Origin of the sequence: Myxococcus sp. CA056, from assembly GCF_013336715.1 — a bacterium.
Classification (GTDB): Bacteria; Myxococcota; Myxococcia; order Myxococcales; family Myxococcaceae; genus Myxococcus; species Myxococcus llanfairpwllgwyngyllgogerychwyrndrobwllllantysiliogogogochensis.
In genome coordinates this window covers 369,660-389,316 of the sequence record NZ_JABUMT010000003.1, presented here as the reverse complement: position 1 = coordinate 389,316, position 19,657 = coordinate 369,660, and the positions used below count along the sequence as shown (strand labels likewise).

The window sequence follows — 19,657 nt, the reverse complement described above, 5'->3', positions numbered from 1 at the left end:
CGGGGCGACGAGGGGACTTCGAGGGGGCGCCCCGGGCAGGCCGGCGGCGGGGATTTCGCGGAGGGGACATTGCGTGGGCTCCGTTCCGCTTTACTCTGAACCGATGCGCGCTGGGCAACCGGCCGAGAGGAAGTTTCAAGAGGCGCGCGTGGTTTCCCACCAAGCCTCCCTTACATCTCCAGGGATTTCCCTTCACTCGCCGCCGTCCTTCGAGGATTCTCCGGCCGCGAGAGAGTCAACGAATGATCGAATGGACGCTGAAGAAGCTCATCGGGACCAAGAATGAGCGCGAGCTCAAGAAGGCCCGCGAGAAGGTCATCCGCATCAACGAGCTGGAGAGCCGGATGCGGGCCCTCAAGGACGAGGACTTTCCTGCCGAGACGGCTCGGCTGAAGCAGGAGATTCAGAACGGGAGGCCGCTCGACAGCATGCTCTTCGAGGCCTTCGCGCTCATCCGTGAAGGCGCGCGCCGCGAAATCGGCCAGCGTCACTATGACGTCCAGCTCATCGGCGGCATGTTCCTGCACGAGGGGTGCATCGCGGAGATGCGCACCGGTGAAGGCAAGACGCTGACGGCCACCTTGCCCTGCTACCTCAACGCCCTGTCCGGGCGCGGGGTGCACGTGGTGACGGTGAACGACTACCTCGCCCGCCGCGACGCGGAGTGGATGGGGCGCGTCTACAAGTTCATGGGCATGACGACGGGCTGCGTGCTCCACGAGCTGTCGGACAAGCAGCGCCAGGAAGCCTATCGCTCGGACATCACCTACGGGCAGAACAACGAGTTCGGCTTCGACTACCTGCGCGACAACATGAAGTTCCGCCTGCAGGACTACGTCCAGCGCGAGCTGAACTACGCGATTGTGGACGAGGTGGACTCCATCCTCATCGACGAGGCCCGCACCCCGCTCATCATCTCCGGTCCCACCGAGGACAGCACGGACAAGTACTACCGGGTGGACCAGGTCATCCCCGGCCTCGTCCCGGACCAGGACTTCACCCTGGACGAGAAGCACCGCTCGGTGTCCCTGACGGATGACGGCATCGAGAAGCTGCAGAAGCGGCTGAGCGTGTCCAACCTCTACGACCCGGGCGAAATCGAGACGCTCCACCACGTGGAGCAGGGCCTGCGCGCGCACACGCTCTACAAGCGCGACAAGGACTACGTGGTGAAGGACGGCGAGGTCGTCATCGTCGACGAGTTCACCGGCCGCCAGATGCCGGGCCGCCGCTGGTCCGACGGCCTCCACCAGGCGATTGAGGCCAAGGAGGGCGTGAAGATCGAGAACGAGAACCAGACGCTGGCGACCATCTCGTTCCAGAACTACTTCCGCATGTACACCAAGCTGTCCGGCATGACGGGCACCGCGGACACGGAGGCGGAGGAGTTCGCGAAGATCTACAACCTGGACGTCCGCGTCATCCCGACCAACCGCACCAACGTCCGCAAGGACCAGCAGGACGTGGTCTACAAGACGGAGCGCGAGAAGTTCGAGGCCGTCGCCGCGCAGATTGAAGAGCTGCACAAGAACGGGCAGCCGGTGCTGGTGGGCACGGTGTCCATCGCCAAGAGCGAGGTGGTCGCCAACTTCCTGAAGAAGCGTGGCGTCCCCCACAACGTCCTCAACGCCAAGCAGCACCAGCGCGAGGCGGACATCGTCGCGCAGGCGGGCCGCAAGGGCGCCGTCACCATCTCCACCAACATGGCCGGCCGTGGAACGGACATCCTCCTGGGCGGCAACGCGGAGGTGCTCGCCAAGGCCTCCGTGGGCCCCCCGCCGGAGGCCCCCGCGCCGCTGCCGCCCCCGGTGGATGGCGCCGCGCCGCAGGTGGACCCGATGGTCGCCTACCAGCAGGAGCTGGCGGACTGGGAGCAGCGGCTCGTCGCCGCCCAGGCCCGGCTGGAGACGGAGACGAAGCAGGAGCGCGAGGAGGTGATGGCGGCCGGCGGCCTGTTCATCATCGGCACCGAGCGCCACGAGTCGCGCCGCGTGGACAACCAGCTGCGTGGCCGCGCCGGTCGCCAGGGTGACCCGGGCGCCAGCCGGTTCTTCCTCTCGCTCGAGGATGACCTGATGCGCATCTTCGGCTCGGAGCGCATCCAGGGACTCATGGAGCGGCTGGGCATGGAGGAGGGCGAGGTCATCGAGCACATCTGGCTGTCCCGCGCGATTGAAGGGGCCCAGAAGCGTGTCGAGGGACACAACTTCGACATCCGCAAGAACCTGCTCGAGTACGACGACGTGATGAACCAGCAGCGGCGCACCATCTACAAGCTGCGTCGTCAGGTGCTGGCCGCGGGCGCGGGCGTGCCCCTGGTGGAGTTCACCGAGGACCCGAAGACGCGCGTGAAGAGCCGCTCCGAGCGGATGGTGAGCTGGGCGGACTTCAAGGAGATGGTCCTGGACGCGCTGGAGGACGTCATCGTCTCCACCGTGGACACGTACGCGCCCACCAAGGGCTCGGACGGGTGGGACCTGGACGCCTTGTCGAAGAACGTGAAGGAGACGTTCGACCTGGAGATGGGCTTCGAGGGCGTGGGCAACCGCGACGAACTCCAGGACCACATCTACAAGGCGGCGGAGAAGGTCTTCCGCACGCGCGACGAGGAGTTCGGCGAGAACTTCCTGCGCTTCCTCCAGTACAACTACCTGGCGACCATCGACCGGCTCTGGAAGGAGCACCTGCTGGGCATGGACCACCTGCGCCAGGGCATCGGCCTGCGTGGCTACGGCCAGAAGGACCCGAAGCAGGAGTACAAGCGCGAGGGCTACCAGGGCTTCATCCAGACCCTGTCCGCCATCAAGGCGCAGTTCGTCTCGCAGCTCATGCGCGTGCAGCCCCGCTCCGCCACCAGCGCGGAGGAAGAGGCCGTCCGCATCCAGCGCCAGCTGGCCCAGCAGCAGCGCAAGGCGGTGGAAGGCCGTGGCACGGCGGAGGGCAAGCTGGACGAGGCCTCCGTGGCCGCGGCGGCCCGTACGCCGGCCGCCCAGCAGGGCCCCCGCGTGGGCCGCAATGACCCCTGCCCCTGCGGCAGCGGTCGCAAGTACAAGAAGTGCCACGGCGCGGCGGAAGCCAGCGTCTAGGCGCCTCTTCGCGGGATGTCGGAAGTAGGGCGCCGGCGCGGCGCCGTCCGGGGTTGTCGGACGGCGGGCCGCGCCGGTCCTCTTTCTGGCGCTCGGCCCGTCCCCGGGGCCCTGGAAAGGGGGCCAGGAGGGCAGGGAGGCGAGCACGAGCCTTCTTCCCGCCACGGGCGGTGAAGCGAAGCTTGCGCCGCCGGGAAGGGTTCTGTTAAGGACCCCCCGCCTCGTAGTCTGGGGCCGGGGGTGTTGACCCCGAGTCGTACCCACTTCACACACGCCCGTGCCGGTCGCCGGTGCTCCCGTGAGTGGAGGACTTCTCCGAAAGGAGGGCCCTCGCTCCCGGCAGTCACGGCCGGAGCAACACCCGGGTGTGGCGGAATAACCGGAGAAACACCATGTCGATCGACACGCAGGAAACGCAGACGCAGCAGCAGGCCATGGCCGCCGCCGGCGGCATCACGATGCGGCAGCTCCTGGAGGCCGGCGTCCACTTCGGCCACCAGACGAAGCGCTGGAACCCGAAGATGAAGCCCTACATCTTCGGTGCCCGCAACGGCATCTACATCATCGACCTGCAGAAGACGGTCTCCATGGCCCGCTCGGCGTTCCGCTTCGTGGCGGACGTGACGGCCCGTGGCGGCACGGTGCTCTTCGTCGGCACCAAGAAGCAGGCGCAGGACGTCATCCGCGAGGAGGCCGCGCGCGCCGGTCAGTACTTCGTCACCAGCCGCTGGCTGGGTGGCACGCTGACCAACTTCAAGACCATCAAGCAGGGCATCGACCGGCTGAAGACGCTGGAGAAGATGGCCGAGGATGGGACGTTCGAGCGCCTGCCCAAGAAGGAAGTCGCCTCGCTGGAGCGCGAGCGCGAGAAGCTCGAGAAGAACCTGGGCGGCGTGAAGGAGATGTCGAAGCTGCCCCGCTGCGTCTTCATCATCGACCCGAAGAAGGAGCACATCGCCATCCACGAGTCGACCCGCCTGGGCATCCCCGTGATTGGCCTGGTCGACACGAACTGCGATCCCGACGGCATCGACTTCGTGATTCCCGGCAACGACGACGCCATCCGCTCCATCAAGCTCTTCACGTCGAAGATCGCCGAGGCCTGCATCGAGGGCGCCGCCCGTTACCGCGCCTCTGGCGCGGCGGAGCGCGACGAGCAGGAGGAGCGCGAGGGCCGTGATGACCGCCGTGACCGCGACGACCGCCGTGGCCCGCGCCGTGACAACCGGGATCGCCGGGGTGGCGACCACCGCGGTGGTGGCGACCGTGGCGGCGAGCGCCGGGGTCCTCTCGTGGAGATGAAGGGCGCGCCGGCCGTGGCCGAGCAGCCCGCGGCCGAGCAGCCCGCGGCGGCCGAGGGTGGCGAGGCGGCGAAGGAGTAGTCGCCTCTCGCTGTACTCCAGTGTTCGTGGCGGCCGGGTGGCGCATCAGAATGCCTGCGACCCGGCCGTCCTTGTTTTTCGCTGTAGCCGTATCCCTTGAAACCGGATGCTCCGCCCGGCGCCTGGCGCCCTCGTGACGGTGGAGACAGGAGACGAACATGGCCGAAATCACGGCCCAGATGGTGAAGGACCTGCGCGAGCGGACCAGCGCGCCCATGATGGACTGCAAGAAGGCGCTCACGGAGACGGGCGGCGACTTCGCGAAGGCCGAGGAGTGGCTGCGCAAGAAGGGCATCTCCAAGGCGGCGGGCAAGGAAGGTCGCGTCGCGGCCGAGGGCCTCGTCGGCACGTACGTCCACGGCGGCCGCATCGGCGTGCTGGTGGAGGTCAACTGCGAGACGGACTTCGTCGCCCGCAACCCTGACTTCCAGGACCTGGTGAAGGAAGTGGCGATGCAGATCGCCGCGACCGGCCCCAAGTTCGTCCGTCGCGAGGAAGTCCCCACGGACAACATGGAGAAGGAGCGCGAGATTCAGCGCGACCTGCTCAAGCAGCAGGGCAAGCCCGAGGCGATGCTGGACAAGATCCTCGTCGGGAAGATGGAGAAGTACTACGAGCAGGTCTGCCTCGTGGACCAGCTCTGGGTGAAGGACGACAAGAAGAAGGTCGGTGACATGATCACCGAGCGCGCCGCGAAGATTGGCGAGAAGGTCTCCGTGCGCCGCTTCGTCCGCTTCGAGGTGGGTGAGGGCATCGAGAAGAAGAAGGACGACCTCGCCGCCGAAGTCGCCAAGACGCTGCAGGGCTGAGCCCCCTCGCGGCCCTTTCGGGGGCCGTGAAATGGTTCGAGCAGGGCCCTGAGGGCCGCGCGCTCCGTACCCCTGACGGGGGCGGGGGACGCGGCCCTCGCCTTTGCGGGCCTTTCCAGCCCCTCCAGGCGATTGGCAGCTGACGGTGTGAGCAGGGGTGTCCGACTCGGGCGTTGATATGGCGCCAGACGGGGGATAGAAGCGGACGCGCATGTCCTCCGACACGACCCAACCGCTCCGCTTCAAGCGCATCCTCCTCAAGCTCTCGGGTGAGGCCCTGATGGGAGAAGGGAAGTACGGCATCCACCCACCCACCCTCAGTGGCATCGCGGACGAGGTCATCAAGCTGGCGGCGGCCGGCGTGGAGGTGGCCCTCGTCATTGGCGGAGGCAACATCTTCCGCGGGGTGGCGGGCGCGACGGAGGGGATGGACCGGGCCAGCGCCGACTACATGGGGATGCTGGCCACGTGCATCAACTCCATGGCCATGCAGGACGCGCTGGAGAAGAAGGGCATGCACACGCGCGTGCTGTCGGCCATCAAGATGGAGCAGATCGCCGAGCCCTACATCCGCCGGCGCGCGGTGCGCCACCTGGAGAAGGGGCGGGTGGTGATTTTCGCGGCGGGCACGGGCAATCCGTACTTCACGACGGACACGGCCGCGTCGCTGCGCGCCATGGAAATCAACGCCCAGGTCATCCTCAAGGCGACGAAGGTGGACGGCATCTACAACGCGGATCCGAAGAAGGACCCGACGGCGCGCCGCTACCGCTCGCTGACGTACATGGACGTGTTGAAGCAGAACCTCAACGTGATGGACTCCACGGCCATCTCGCTGTGCATGGACAACAAGCTGCCCATCATCGTCTTCGACCTCACCGTGCCGGGAAACATCCAGCGCGCGGTGCTGGGGGGCGGAGAGATTGGTACCGTCGTGGGCGGCAGCGAGACGGTCTGGGCCTGACCGCTCGCATTCATCCCGACTCGTGTTCAAGGAGAGCTCGCATATGAGCGGTGACATCGTCGTCGAATTGAAGGGCCGTATCGACAAGTCCCTCGAGGACCTCAAGCGGGAGCTGACCAAGGTGCGCACCGGGCGCGCCAGCACCGCCATCCTCGACAACATCCGGGTGGACTACTACGGCACGCCCACCCCGCTGTCCGGCGTGGCCAGCGTCAGCGCCCCGGAGCCCCGGCTCATCATCATCAAGCCGTGGGAAAAGACTGTCCTGAAGGAAATCGAGAAGGCCCTTCGCGAGGCCAACCTCGGCATCAACCCGATGAATGACGGGGAGATGATTCGCCTGCCCTTCCCGCCGCTCACCGAGGAGCGCCGCAAGGACATCGCCAAGCAGGTGAAGACGAAGGGTGAGGACCACAAGGTCGCCATCCGCAACATCCGCCGTGACGCCAACGAGGCGCTCAAGGTGCAGTTGAAGGACAAGAAGATCACCGAGGACGACCACAAGCGCATCTCCGAGAAGGTCCAGAAGGAGACCGACGGCGGCGTGGCCCAGGTGGATGAGATCATCAAGAAGAAGGAGAAGGAGGTCATGGAGGTCTGATGGCCTTCGTGCTCCTGGCCGAGCCCGCCGCTCCGGTGGCGGGTGTCTTGCGCCGGTTCCTCGAGGGAGCCGGCCACGAAGTGAGTTGGGTGGCCAGCGCCGACGAGGCTCAACGCGCCTCGCGAGAGCGGCCGCCCTCGGTAGTCCTGGCTTCGGGGCTGGGGCCGCTGGATGGAGAGGCGCTGTGCCGGAGCCTGCGTTCCCAGGGGCTCCACGTGCCGGTGCTGCTGGTGTACCCGCCGGACGAGGAGCAGGCCGACGAGCGTGCCGCCCAGGCCGGTGCGGATGGCAGTCTGGTGGGCCCCCTCAAACGCGGCACCGTCCTGACGTGTGTCTCGCTGCTGCTGCAGCGCGAGGAGGCCCGGCGCACCGCCGTGGTGCCTTCCGTTCCGGTGCCGCCTCCTGCCCCGGCTCCGTTGGTGGAGCCCGAGGCCCGGCGCGTCACCCGTCCGGAGCCGGCTCCATCCACGGGCGGCACGTCGGCGGACTTCGAGTTCCTCAAGCGGCTGATGCTGATGGAGGTGAAGCGCAGCCGTCGCTACCGCTATCCCATCGCCCTGCTGATGGTGGAGGTGGACCGCTTCACGGAGCGGTCCGCGGCGCTGTCACCCACCGCGAGGCGGGGCGCACTGGCGGAGACGCTGGGCCTGCTGGTGGAGGGCGTGCGCGACATCGACGTGGCCGTGCCCTTCGCGGACAGCCGCTTCGTCGTCTTCCTGCCACACACGCCCCGCTCGGGCGCGCGGGTGGTGGCCGAGCGCCTGCGAGAGAAGCTGAAGGCCGTGCAATCCCTGCCCGCGGGCACCGCATCCGTGGGCGTGGCGGTGTCGGAGCCTCCCGCCGGCAACAAGAGCGCGCCGCCGGGCGCCACGGGCCAGCAGGTCAGCTTCGGCGGTCTGCTGAAGGACGCGGGAGACGCGCTGCGACGCGCGCAGGCGGCGGGTGGTGACTGGGTGGAAGTGGCCAGCGACGCCGCCAGCCGCACTCAGGACGGGTAGATGAAGTCCACGTCGCTGATGTCGTGAACGACGTCGGCGACGAAGCGGAACAACTCCAGGCCGCGCGCCTTGTCGTCCTGCCAGGTGCCGCTGGCTTCGTCGTAGTTGAAGTGGATGCCCTGGCCTCGTCCCGCCACCCAGATCTGCTTCACGGCGCGCTGGGTGTTGACGATGCACTTCTCCCGGGAGCGGGCGGTGAGGGTGAGCATGTCACCCGTGCTCTCCGCCTCCAGGAGGTCTGGATCAATGGCGTCCGCGGCGGCAAGCATCCGCTTGAAGACGATGGCCACGAGCTGGTTGTAGCGGGCTTCTTCCATCATGGCCGCACGGGCCTCACTGAATGACGTCAAGCACCTGCTGGCCAGGGGCCGCGTAGAACAGGAACTTGAAGTGCGGCGACGTCTCGCTCTCGACGCGCTCCAGGGCGATGACGGTGCCCGGGTGAACGGACTTGGGGAAGGACTGCATCCCCGTCAGGTGCGCCGCCAGGGCGCCCATGGACGGCTGGTGGCCGACCAGGACGAGGTTCTCATCCGCGTGCTCGGCCAGCACCGGCTCCACCGCGCCCACCGGCATGTCCGGCAACAGGCAGCGATGCGCCCGCAGCAGCCCTTCGTGTTTCGTCACGAAGGACAGAATCTGCGACGTCTGGACCGTGCGAACCAGCGGGCTGGTCAGGATGAGGCCGATGGGGCCCATGCGCTCGGACAACGATGCGAAGTGCGCGGCGGTGTTCGCCCGAGCCTTCGCTGTGAGCGCGCGCGCCTCGTCACCGAGACCCTCGGGGATCTCAGCGTCCGCATCGCCGTGCCTAACCAGGAAAATCCTCAAAGTCCCTCCACCGGTACGACAGGACCGCGGTTCGTACATGACCGCAGCCGGGTTGGTCAAAGGTAATGCGGCGATTGTTCAGTGGCCGCAACAACCTCGGCATGACAGACAGGAGTTGGCCGCCCTCCTCCGCACGCGTCCGCGCAGCATACACGCGGGGACTGACGTGCCGTGTCTCTCTGGAAGGAGTCTGGATGCGCAAGGCGCTGTGGGTCCTGGCGGGGTTGTTGGCCTTCTCGGGCTGTAAGAAGGATGGGGCCACGGGTAGCGATGCACCCGGGGTGGCGGATGGTGGTGGTGGCGCCGCCGGCCTGGTGGCCGAGGAGGCGACCGGCGCGGGGCCCTATGTGGTGACGCCCGAGAAGCTGACCGCCTACGTGGCCTACCAGCGGCGGATGCTGGAGGTGTACGGCTCCCAGGTGAAGGGACTCCAGGGGTTGGGCGCGCTGGTGGACGCGGGCACTCCGGAGGCGATGGCGGAAGTCCGCGCGGGCCTCAAGGTGGTGGAGGCGAAGGCCAAGGCGGAGTCGGAGGCGCGCACGCAGGCGGGGCTGAGCGTGAGTGACGTCAACGGCCTGGCCGAAGTCGTCACGGCCGTCATCAGTCAACGGCAGCTGGGGCGCACGCTCCAGTACGAGGAGGAGCTTCGGAAGCTGGAGGAACTCCAGGAGAAGCTGCCGCCCGAGCAGCGTCAGGAGCTGGCGGCGCAGGTGGCCTCCATGCGCCACCAGGTGGAGTCGTTCCAGAAGCTGACGGATGTGCGGCGTGAGTACGGCGACGCCAACGTGGACGTGGTCCTCACGCGCGAGGACGAGCTGATGAAGAACTACCAGGAGATGCTGCGGGTCTTCACCGGCACGCGTCGATGAAGACCCGGGAAGGCGTGCACCTCAGACGCGCTTGAGGTGCGGTGCCTTCTTGAGCAACTGCGCCAGGTAGAGGTCGGCGACCTTCTCCATCACCGTGTTGCCGCGCAGGCGCTGGTTCAGGTTGACGAAGTCCACCTGGTCCAGCCGCTGGTCCTGGTTGTAGCAGGAGAACACCCACGTCTCCTTGCCGGTGCGCGGGTCCACGTGCCGCTGGAGGCACTGGGCGCAGATCTCCTTCATCATGCACTGCATCGGCGAGTTGATGGAGCCGATGGCCTCGTGGTCCGGCTTCAGGTACGGCTGGAGCACCTTGTGCCGGGCCTCAGCCACCGCGCGCATCATCCGGTCCGAGCCGATGGCGATGATGCGGTCCACTTCCGACAGCGGGATGAGGCCGGGCGTGGCGAGCTTGCCCTCGGCGTACGCCACCATCGCCTGCACCACGTTGCCCCGGAAGGCGGCGTCCTGCGGACGGCGCGGCTCAATCAAGTCGCCGCTGTCCACGGACCACACAATCTGGTCCGTGCCGGCCTCGATTTCGTCGTGCTTGAAGGAGTCCGACTTGAGGCGGTAGGCGGCGAAGTAGACGACGCGGCAACCCGCCGCCTTGAGCGAGCGGGCGATGGAGAAGAGCACCGCGTTGCCCAGGCCACCGCCGACGAGCACCACCGTCTCGTTGTGGGCAATCTCGGTGGGCGCGCCGGTGGGGCCCATCAGCACCACGGACTCGCCCGGGGTGAGCGCGGAGCACAGGCGCGACGAGGAGCCCATCTCCAGGACGATGGTGCCCATCAGTCCCTTCTCCTTGTCCACCCACGCGCCGGTGAGGGCCAGGCCCTCCATGGTGAGGCGCATGCCGTCGACGACGGGCGCGTTCCGCTCGAAGTTCTGGAGCCGGTAGAACTGGCCGGGCTGGAAGTGGCTGGCCGCGAAGGGCGCCTTCACCACCACCTCCACAATCGTCGGCGTCAAGCGCGTGACGGACACCACGGTGGCGTTGAACGCGGCGTCCAGCTTCGCGAAGTGCGCGGCGCGCAGTTCCTCGCGACGGGCCTGGGCGACCTCGTCGTCGAAGTCGAGCGACGCCACTTCCTTCGCGTACAGGCGCGCCACTTCCGAGTAGCCATCCTTCGCGCTGGCCATGGCCTTCACCACGTTGCCCGCGTACGTCGGGTGGTTGTCTCCGTAGAAGGAGATGAAGCGCCCGTCCTTCGCATACGACGTGAAGAAGCCCACCTTGGAGTCCAGGTCCTCGCTGGCCTCCACGGGCTCCAGCGTGAAGCCCTGCTCACCGTCCACCAGGGAGTAGCCCTGGAAGTAGTCGCCGCCCTCGTCGAGCTTGAAGGTGCCCGGGTACTCGCGCTCGTACGTGACGTTGGGCGAGGTGCCGGCGGCCACGCACACGGTGCGCGCGGGCAGCTCGAAGAACTGGCCGCTGCCCTTGAGCTTGCCGTCCACCGTCACCATGCGCTCGAAGCGCAGCGCTCGCACCGCGCCCGTCTCGTCCTGCAGCGCCTCCACCGGGCTCATTCGCTCGATGAAGCGGATGCCCTCCTCCAGCGCCTTGGACACTTCCTCGTGGTTGAGGCGGTAGGCGGGGGACTCGGTGAGGCTTCGGCGGTAGGCCAGACTGACGCCGCCCCACGCTCGCACCAGCTTGATGAAGTCTGGCGTGCGGCCCTCCGCCTTCGCCTGCTCGCGCTCGGCGCGCACCGCGCGGCCGTGCTCCAGGAAGGTCTGGTAGGTGGCGCGCTCCTCGGCGTCCAGCTTCGCGAGGATGGCCTCGTCGCCCAGCTCCGCGGAGAGCTTCTCGTGGCGGGCGAGCGCCTTCTCCACCTGCACCGGGTAGTACGCCATCAGCTCCGTGGCGGTGTCGACGCCGGTGAGGCCGCCGCCGATGACGATGGCGGGCAGCTGCACCTGGAGGTTCGCCAGCGAGTCCTTCTTGAAGGCGCCCGTGAGCTGGAGCGCCATGAGGAAGTCGCTCGCCTTGCGGATGCCCCGGATGAGGTTGTTCTTCATCCCGATGATGGTGGGACGTCCGGCGCCCGCGGCGATGGCGATGTGGTCGAAGCCCAGCTCCCACGCGTCCTCGATGGTGAGCGTGCCACCGAAGCGCACGCCACCGTGGATGCGGAAGCCGTCCCGCCGCGCCAGCGTCAGGTGGATGAGCGTGAGGAAGTTCTTGTCCCAACGCACGGTGATTCCGTACTCGGACACGCCGCCGAAGCCCTCCAGCACGCGCTCATCCAATTCGCGCGTGAGCGAACGCCAGTCGCGGATGGGCTTGAGGGCGTGGCCATTGCGGCCGGCCAGCTCGTCGGAGAACGGTTCAATCTTCAGGCCGTCCATGCCCGTGACGCCGAAGCCCTCGTTGAGCAGGTAGTGCGACAGCGTGTAGCCGGCGGGCCCCAGGCCTACCACCAGCACGTTGCGACCCACGTAGGGCAGCGCGTACGGACGGCGGATGTTGAGCGGGTTCCAGCGCGTGAGCAGCCCGTAGATTTCAAAGCCCCAGGGCAGGTCCAGCACGTCCGTCAGCGCGGCCGTCTCCGCCAGCGGGATGTTCACCGGCTCCTGCTTCTGGAAGATGCACGCCTTCATGCAGTCATTGCAGATGCGGTGGCCGGTGCCGGGGCACATCGGGTTGTCGAGCGTGATGACCGCAAGCGCCGCGAGCGAGTTGCCCTCGCGCTTGAGCAAATGCGCCTCGGAGATGCGCTCGTCGAGCGGACAGCCCGTGAGGGGGATGCCCAGCGGGTTCTTCTTGTAGCTGTGGCCCTCGGCGACCTTGTCCTTCGCGGGGAAGCCCGTGGAGCAGGAGTCCTTCTGGCGCTCGTGGCAGAGCACGCAGTAGTCCACCTCGTTCATCACGTCGCGCGCGGTGCCTCGGCGGTCGGTGAGCTTGAAGCCGTCGCGGTGGCGGAGGTGGTGCGCCAGGCCCTCGGTGGCCTCGGGAAGCGCGGCGTCCGGGCGCTGGAGCTGCACGAGCTGGTCGAACACCAGCGGCTTGGGCACGCGGTGGGTGGGCCAGGTGTGGAACTGCTCCTTGGTCTCCGGGTGCAGCGCGCGCGCGTACGTCCAGCGGTCCGCCAGCGACAGCAGCGCGCGGACGGACTGCAGCTCCGCGGCATCATCGCCCTGGGTGACGAGGCTGGAGCCGAAGGCCTCTCGGCCCTCCGGTGTGGCCGTCAGCGAGGTGCGCAGCGCCGACCAGCGGGCGCGCAGGGACTCCGCCTTCGCCTGCTCCTCCGCGGGCAGGTTGCCGGAGAACAGCCGCTCCAGTTCCATGAGCGTGAGGACGGACTCGGCGAGGCCGCGCTCGAAGTCGCCCAGGGAGAGCGCCTCCGGGAAGCCGAGCTGGAGCAGCAGCCGCATGCGCCCATCCAGCGACGGGAACTCGGCCAGCGCCGGACGGTCCGGCGCGCCCTTCTTGAAGACGCGGCGGGTGATGAACTCGCGCTTGAAGTCGAAGAGGGGCAGCTCTCCCTTCAACTGGCCCATCTGCCGCTCCAGCTCCTGGTCGACTCGGAAGAGTCGGGAGACGAAGCGCGACGTGTGCCGGGCCACCCGCACCAACAGGTCCGACTCGGCGGGGCCGGTGAGGCTGGTACCGCCGGACTGGCGGTAGGCGTCGAAGGCCTTGAAGAGCTCGGGCTCGTCCTCGGCGAGCTGCGCGTCGAAGCTCTTGGCCAGCCGGCGCAGTCCGCGCGGGCGGTAGAGGTCTTCGAAGGTGAAGCCCGGCAGACCCAGTTGAAGGGAGGGGCCAGGGTCGGAGGGCAGGTCGGTCAGGGCGCGCATATCACTGAAGGTGTAGGAGGAACCCGGAGCAACGGCTCGCGTGCGGGGCCTATTTCGCGGTGAGCCGCCCGGAAAGCAAGCGGCCTCGCGACGCCGCGTGAAAGCAGGCGATGGGAGGGAGTGGCTCTGCTGGAGTTGTAACGCGGGAGCCCGACGCCAGCCTCCCTGTCGGCCCGGGCCCCGGGGGCAAGAGCTCCGTCCCGGGGTGCGACGGCACACCGCGCCATGTGTTGAGGTGCCCGCACAGGGGGGCGGCTGTGTGCCGACCCGCCTGGATTTCCTCTGGAGCAGCACCCGGAGGCGGCCCCTGACGCCCTGTCGGCCACTCTCCTGGCGAGGAAGGGGGCCCTTCGCCGTGTCGCGGGAGACCCGTGGGTGGCGCGCCGGTCCACGGCGCTGCCGCTGTCACCGGGTATCGATACCCGGCAGCGAGGTGGGCAGCGCCCTTCCTTGTCCGGGAGCGGGCAGGGCGACGTGCTCCAGGCGGCGGCGGAGCTTGAACAGCCCCCAGAACATGCGGGCCGCATCCAGGCCGGGGATGACCTTGGAGCCACCGAAGTCCTCCCAGTCGATGGGGACCTCGAGACAGCGGGCCCCCTGTCGCTGGAGCAGGGCCAGAAGCTCCACGTCGAGCAGCCAGCGCTCCTCACGCAGCACGTCCAACAGCGGGCGCAGCACCGAGGCTCTCATGAGCTTCACGCCGCATTGCGTGTCGTAGAAGCGCAGACCGAAGTGCAGGTCCGTCAGGGTGGCGAAGATGCGGCCCTGGAGGTGGCGGTGGAGGTTGCGCACCACGCGGCGGCCAGCCATGAGGATGCGGGAGCCCGCCAGCACGTCCACGCCCTCGGCGTCGGGAGTGTCGGTCAGCCGCACCAGTCGGAAGAGCTCCTCGGCGTTGATGGCCCCGTCCGCGTCCAGGAAGGCGAGCCAGGTGGCTCCAGGAGAAGCGTGGCGCCAGCCGAGGCGGATGGCGGAGCCCTTGCCGCCATTGCGGGGCGCGGCGACATACGTGAACCGGTGGGGCGAACTCGCGGCCGACAGTCGGGCCTGGGCCGCCTCGATGCTGGCTTGGTGCAGCGTGGCGTGCTCTGGCGCGCTGCCATCATCCGCGACGATGAACTCCACCCGGGGCGTCGGCTGGAGCAGGGCGACGCGGGTGAGGGACTCCACGAAGCGAGGCAGTCGCTGCCCCTCGTTGTAGGCGGGGATGACGACGCTGATGGAGGGCGCTTCCACGCGCCGGGTTTGAGCACGGTGGGGGAGGGGCGTCAATGCGAGCGCGCGAGGCCCTCGATGCCTCGGCGCGTGGGGTGCTCGTCAGGTGCGGTTCCCCGGGGCTGGGTGGCCTGACGGCACGAGCGGCGAGGGGGCGTGCCTGCCTCCTGCGTTTTCGAAAGTTCGGACGTGGGGATGCAGGTGCCCAACCGTGTCGTCGACCTGCCGGGCGGAGCGACGGCCAGAGGCTTCCGTCGCGCCGGGTTCTCGGCAGGGGTCGGCGCCCTCGCTACCGCCGCTTCGGACGTCGCGGCTTGGAGGTGTTGGGTCCACGAGGGTGCTTCTCGGGCGGGGACGAGGGCTTCTTCTTCGCCGGGACGCCAGCCGGAGTGGGGGGCGACTGCACCTGCCGAGGCTCCGTCTCGTTCTTGGGAGACCGGGGCTTGGGGAGCACGGCCGCGGCGCCTGTCGACGTCGACGGAGACGCTCCGCCATGAACTGCTCCTCGCGCACCGTGGCTCCGCGCAGCGGGGCTCGCCTTCGGCACGGGGGGCGTCGGTCGCGACTGCTCCACCTGGGGGCGAGCAGGGCCGGTTGAACTCTCGGCGCGCGGCCGGGGTGCATGCCGCGCGGCCGGGGGCTGTTCGGTGCGCGCCGGTTCCTTCGTCACCCGCGGAGAAGGGGAGCGCTGTGCTTCCAGCGAGGGCTCGGCGGCCCGTACCTGAATCGCGCTCGACGAATCACTGGCCTGACGGGCGCGCAGTTGCTCCACCTCGCGGCGCAGGCGGACGACCTCGGCGGAGAGCTGGGCGTACGAGTCGCGCACGTGTCCGTTGAAGACGCGCTGTCGACCCAGGGCCTCGTTGATGAACACCTGGCACGACTTGCGGAAGGCCCACTTGGCCACCACCACGAGCTGACCCACGCCACCCCGGTGCGTCTGCAGCGGCAGCGCGCGCGTGGCGTCGGCGTTCTCTTCCAGCGCGTGCAGGTTGAAGGTCAGTGGCTCCACTCGGGGCTCCACGCCTTCGGCGGGCACCTCCACCGCTTCGGAAGTGGGCAGGCCTCGCGTTCGCAGGCGCTCTTCGATGCGGGTCAGCAGCTCCCGCGCCGGAATGTCGCGTCCCAGCAGCTTCATCGATGCTTCTCCTCGAGGATGCGTTGCAGCTCGTCCCGATAGGCGGCCACCACCTGCGGCCACCCTTGTTTCTTCACGTACGCCAGACCGCTCGCGCCCAGCGCGCTTCGCGCCTCGCCCACTTCGCGCAGTCCCTGGATGAACGAGTCCAGGTCCGTATACGCGCGGCCCGCGCCACTGCGTTGAACCTGTCCCACCAGCACGTCCGAGCGCCCGTTCACCAACACCGGCGTGCCCTGCGCGAAGGCCTCCAGCGTGAGCAGTGACAGGCTCTCGTAGCGAGAGGGCACCACCACCGCCAGGGCACCGGCCAACGCGTCGTGCTTGTCCTGCTCGGGGATGCGTCCCAGGTAGCGCACGCCATCGCCCTCCAGCGGCATGTGCGCGTCACCCGCGAGCACCAGGTCCGGCGCGTCCGCGTACCGCTGCTTCAAGGCCTGGTGGAACTGGAGCAGCTCGGGCACACCCTTGCCCGGCTCTTGCCGGCCCACGTAGAGCAGGTAGTCGCGGTGCACGCCGTGCTTCTCGCGGAAGCGAGCCCCATCGGCGGCCGGCCGCTCCACGCCCACGCCCACCACGCGAGTCCTCGCATGGCCCGGGAAGTACTTCTCGATGATGGTCAGCTCCTCCGGCGTCAGGCAGAGCAGCGCGCGAGGGAGCTCGAAGACGTCACGGTACGCATCGAACCGGATGGGCGCTTCGTCATGCGTGGTCGGCACCAGCAGCGCGCGGTCCGCCACCAGGGGCATGCCCCACACCGTCGGCGCGTAGAGGTACGTAAAGAACAGGTAGCCGTCGTACGCGTTTCGCGTGTCGGCCAGATGGCGCAGAAGCCCCGGAGCCAGCGGGCCCTGCTCGGCAATCCACTGCTCTTCGCGCAGCCGCTCGTTGCTCTTGTCGAAGAGCTTTCGCGACAGCCCGTTGAAGCCTCGGATGTTGCGCACCCGCGTCACGGGGAAGCGCAGCACGTCCACGCCGCGCACCGTGTCCGGCCCCGCCGGGAAGTCGTTCTCCCAGGAGAGGTGGTTCTTCGCGCACGTGGTCAGCACCGTCAGGTCCCAGTGCGGCGTGAGGCGCTCGGCCACCTGCGCGGCCAACATCTCCGCGCCTCCTGTCACCTCGCCATAGCGCTGCACGACTACCGCCACGCGAGGCCGCTTCGGAGGCGCACGACGGGGACGCGACGCGGGCAGGGACGAACCCAGCGCTTCCGACAGCGCCCGCTGCACGGACGCGGCGGAGAAGTGCTCCAGCCTGCGTCGCTGACCGGCGATGACGGGCTCGCGAAGCGACAGGTCCTCGCTCAGGTCCACCGCCAGCTCCGCGAGGAACGCGAAGCGTTTCTGGTCGAACGCGATGCCCGCGCCGCCCAGCGTCTCCGGCACCGCCGCGGCGGCGTACGCCAGCACGGGCACGTCCGACGCCATGGCCTCGATGAGCGGGACGCCGAAGCCCTCGTGCTCGCTCATCGAAACGAACACGGAGGCGGAGCGGTACGCGGCCACCAACTCCGCGTGGCTCAGCCGGCCCAGGAAGCTCACGCCGCTCAAGCCCCGCGCCTCGCGCTTGAGCGAGCGGAAGTAGCGACTGCCCGGCTCGTACCCGCCCACCATCAACAAGCGCGCCTGGGGGCGCAGTCGCAGCACCTCTCGGTGCAGGGCGATGAGGTCCTCGAAGCGCTTGTGCGGCATCACCCGGCTGACGCCGAGCAACACGGGACCGGGGCCCGACAGCTTGCTCAGCAGCTTCGCGTCCGCGCGCTCGGGACCGAAGCGCTCCGGCTCGATGAGCAGCGGCACCGTGTGGACGTTGCGGTAGCCCGCGACGCGCAGCTCGGCGGAGTTGTAGTCCGACACGCCGATGGCCACGTCCACGAAGGGCGCCATCGCCGCGAGCTGGGCGCGGCCGGCCACCAGCGCGTTCTCCAGCGACAGTCCCGAGTAGAAGCGCGCGGGGCTGATGTTGTGGAACACGAGGCCGCGCCGACACGGCAGGTGCATGAGCCGGCTGCTCAGCGGAGAGGCGATGCCGTGGTGATAGAGCACCAGGTCGCCAGGCTCCGGCTTCAACGTCGAGGCGGGACTGGCCAGGCCCTCCAACCCCGCGCCGACTTCATCCGCGTACAGGCCGCCCCACACACCCAGCCGGCGCAGGAGGAGCTGCAGGTGCAACGCGGCCTGCCCGGTGGCGTCGCCGGGCACGAAGCTCGCTATCAGCTGGTGAATCGCCATGCGCGCCCTGCCTATCACAGGGGCGTGGTATGAGGCGCACCGTGTCCACCGGCCCCATCGCTTTCGACGCGACGCTCTGGGATGAGCCCACCACCGGAATCGGCCTCTACACCCGCTGTCTCGCGGGCGCGCTGGAGGCCAAGGGTGTGCGGTTGGAGAAGCTGGGCGCGCGGGGCTCGGGCGACCATCCGAGGGGCGACAGCGGCCGCACCGCCTGGACGCTCGCTCGGCTCCCTCGGGTGCTGGAGCGCTCGAAGCCCGCGCTGTACCACGCCCTGGGCAACTTCAATCTCCCCCTGACGCGGATACCCGGCACGGCCTACGTGCTCACGGTGCTGGACCTGATTCCGCTCATCATGCCGGACACCGTCTCGGCGAAGTTCCGCTGGCAGTTCCGGTTGTGGCTGTCGCGCAGCTTGATGCTGGCCGACCGGGTGGTGTGCATCAGCGAGCGCACGCGGCAGGACCTGCTGGAGCGCTTCCCGGAAGTGGAGTCGCGCGCCGTGGTGGTGCCCATCGGCGTGGACCATGTCCACGCGCCCGTGCTGGACGCGACGAGCGTGGACTTCCTGCGCGCCCTCGCCCTGCCCAAGGACTTCGTCCTCTACGCGGGCTCGCTCGACGTGCGCAAGAACGTGGACCTGGTGCTGGACGCGATGGAGCGACTGAACGCGCAGGGGCGGCCCGCGTCGCTCGTGCTGGCGGGACAGAGTTGGTTCGGCTCGGGGCGCGTGGAGTCGCGCATCGCACGGCTGCGCTCGGAGGGGCTCGATATCCGCCCGCTGGGCTATCAGTCCGAGCCGGTGTTCTACGAGCTGATGCGGCGCGCGGCCTTGTTCGTGTTCCCGTCGCGCTACGAGGGCTTTGGCCTGCCCCCGCTGGAGGCGATGCGGCTGGGCACTCCGGCCATCGTCTCGACGGCGGGCTCGCTCCCGGAGGTCTGCGGCAGCGCGGCCCTGGCGGTGAGTCCGGACGACGCGGAGGGGCTCGCGGAGACCATCCATCGGCTGCTGCGCTCACCCGGAGAGCGCGGTGCCCTCGCCGAGAAGGGCCGGGCCCGGGCTGCGGAGTTCACCTGGGAACGGACGGCGGAAGGAACGCTGGCGGTGTATGAGGCCGCGCTCCGACGCTGAGGGTTGGAGCCTCGCCGTCGGAGCTTCGGCGGCGAATCGAGAGTGGAGGATGCGGATGCGAAAGCTCGTGTGGAGTGGTCTCGTGCTGAGCGGTCTTCTGGTCGGGTGCGCCAGCGCTCCGGCGAAGCAGGACCCCGCGGAGCCGCAGGTGGAGCAGGACGCCGCGGCCTCGCCCGACGCGGAGGCCGCGGACCCGTCGCCCGGTGAAGAGGCGAAGCCGGCCGAGGCGCTGCCCATCCTGGTGAGGGCCAACCCCCAACCCAAGGACCCCATCAACATCGAGGGGGCGAGGGTGGACGGCAACATCCTGACGCTCAACGTCTCGCACGGCGGTGGTTGCGCGGAGCACTCGTACACGCTGGCCTGGGACGGCACGTTCCAGCAGAAGTCTGGCGCTGCGCCCGTGGCCAATTTGGTGATGATTCACGACGCCAACGGAGACCGGTGCAAGGCCATGAAGTTCGCCGAGCTCCGGTATGACTTGAGCACCGTCTCCCAGACCTGGGCCGCGCAGCCCGGCAAGGACTCCGGCACGGTGGAGCTGGCCCTGCCCGGCCTGTCCGCGCCGGTGAGCTACTCGTTCTGAGCCCCATCGAGAA

The 19,657-nt window shown here is 68.7% G+C and carries 15 protein-coding genes; 9 read left to right on the top strand and 6 right to left on the bottom strand.

Annotated features, from left to right (window positions below; translation table 11 throughout):
• Window positions 1-242: 242 nt before the first annotated feature.
• The 6 genes from secA to HUA76_RS16060 all read left to right on the top strand — a co-directional run bounded on the left by secA (window position 243) and on the right by HUA76_RS16060 (window position 7,840).
• Window positions 243-3,086, top strand: a complete 2,844-nt coding sequence (gene secA / locus HUA76_RS16085; RefSeq protein WP_174453330.1) for a preprotein translocase subunit SecA — start codon at window positions 243-245, stop codon at window positions 3,084-3,086.
• 392 nt (window positions 3,087-3,478) lie between these two features.
• A complete protein-coding gene (rpsB, locus tag HUA76_RS16080; RefSeq protein WP_141645589.1) occupies window positions 3,479-4,468 on the top strand; it encodes a 30S ribosomal protein S2 in 990 nt (329 codons plus the stop codon).
• A gap of 158 nt (window positions 4,469-4,626) precedes the next feature.
• Window positions 4,627-5,277 carry a translation elongation factor Ts gene (gene tsf / locus HUA76_RS16075; protein ID WP_141645588.1) on the top strand — a complete coding sequence of 217 codons (651 nt, stop codon included), beginning with the start codon at window positions 4,627-4,629 and terminating at the stop codon, window positions 5,275-5,277.
• A 211-nt stretch (window positions 5,278-5,488) separates the two neighbouring features.
• Complete coding sequence (gene pyrH, locus HUA76_RS16070; protein ID WP_141645587.1) at window positions 5,489-6,241, top strand: UMP kinase; 753 nt, start codon at window positions 5,489-5,491, stop codon at window positions 6,239-6,241.
• Window positions 6,242-6,284: 43 nt separating this feature from the next.
• Window positions 6,285-6,842 carry a ribosome recycling factor gene (frr, locus tag HUA76_RS16065; RefSeq protein ID WP_141645586.1) on the top strand — a complete coding sequence of 186 codons (558 nt, stop codon included), beginning with the start codon at window positions 6,285-6,287 and terminating at the stop codon, window positions 6,840-6,842.
• Window positions 6,842-7,840, top strand: coding sequence for a diguanylate cyclase (locus HUA76_RS16060; protein ID WP_174461377.1), 999 nt, complete (start codon window positions 6,842-6,844; stop codon window positions 7,838-7,840). Before frr ends, HUA76_RS16060 begins: the two co-directional genes overlap by 1 nt.
• Here HUA76_RS16060 and cyaY read toward each other — a convergent pair.
• Entirely contained in the window at window positions 7,828-8,160 is a 333-nt protein-coding gene (cyaY, locus tag HUA76_RS16055) for an iron donor protein CyaY (RefSeq protein ID WP_174461376.1), read from the bottom strand. The genes HUA76_RS16060 and cyaY overlap by 13 nt on opposite strands.
• Window positions 8,161-8,173: 13 nt before the next feature.
• Window positions 8,174-8,671 carry a histidine phosphatase family protein gene (locus tag HUA76_RS16050; protein ID WP_174453334.1) on the bottom strand — a complete coding sequence of 166 codons (498 nt, stop codon included), beginning with the start codon at window positions 8,669-8,671 and terminating at the stop codon, window positions 8,174-8,176.
• Window positions 8,672-8,865: 194 nt separating this feature from the next.
• On the opposite strand from HUA76_RS16050, the gene HUA76_RS16045 reads away from it, so the two are divergent.
• Complete coding sequence (locus HUA76_RS16045) at window positions 8,866-9,540, top strand: hypothetical protein (RefSeq protein WP_174461375.1); 675 nt, start codon at window positions 8,866-8,868, stop codon at window positions 9,538-9,540.
• Between the two features lie 21 nt (window positions 9,541-9,561).
• On the opposite strand, the gene HUA76_RS16040 is transcribed toward HUA76_RS16045, so the two are convergent.
• The 4 genes from HUA76_RS16040 to HUA76_RS16025 all read right to left on the bottom strand — a co-directional run bounded on the left by HUA76_RS16040 (window position 9,562) and on the right by HUA76_RS16025 (window position 17,925).
• Window positions 9,562-13,341 (bottom strand): FAD-dependent oxidoreductase, encoded by a 3,780-nt coding sequence (locus tag HUA76_RS16040; protein ID WP_174461374.1) that lies wholly within the window; start codon window positions 13,339-13,341, stop codon window positions 9,562-9,564.
• A 405-nt stretch (window positions 13,342-13,746) separates the two neighbouring features.
• A complete protein-coding gene (locus HUA76_RS16035; protein ID WP_174461373.1) occupies window positions 13,747-14,577 on the bottom strand; it encodes a glycosyltransferase in 831 nt (276 codons plus the stop codon).
• 268 nt (window positions 14,578-14,845) lie between these two features.
• Entirely contained in the window at window positions 14,846-15,694 is an 849-nt protein-coding gene (locus HUA76_RS16030; protein WP_174461372.1) for a hypothetical protein, read from the bottom strand.
• Window positions 15,691-17,925: a glycosyltransferase family 4 protein gene (locus HUA76_RS16025; RefSeq protein WP_174453339.1), complete on the bottom strand. Its 2,235-nt coding sequence runs from the start codon at window positions 17,923-17,925 to the stop codon at window positions 15,691-15,693. The genes HUA76_RS16030 and HUA76_RS16025 overlap by 4 nt, the downstream gene beginning before the upstream one ends.
• Window positions 17,926-17,954: 29 nt before the next feature.
• Here HUA76_RS16025 and HUA76_RS16020 point away from each other — a divergent pair, with 29 nt between their 5' ends.
• Both HUA76_RS16020 and HUA76_RS16015 read left to right on the top strand, forming a co-directional pair.
• A complete protein-coding gene (locus HUA76_RS16020; protein WP_174461371.1) occupies window positions 17,955-19,058 on the top strand; it encodes a glycosyltransferase family 1 protein in 1,104 nt (367 codons plus the stop codon).
• A 55-nt stretch (window positions 19,059-19,113) separates the two neighbouring features.
• Window positions 19,114-19,644 carry a hypothetical protein gene (locus tag HUA76_RS16015; RefSeq protein ID WP_174461370.1) on the top strand — a complete coding sequence of 177 codons (531 nt, stop codon included), beginning with the start codon at window positions 19,114-19,116 and terminating at the stop codon, window positions 19,642-19,644.
• The last annotated feature ends 13 nt before the right edge of the window (window positions 19,645-19,657 follow it).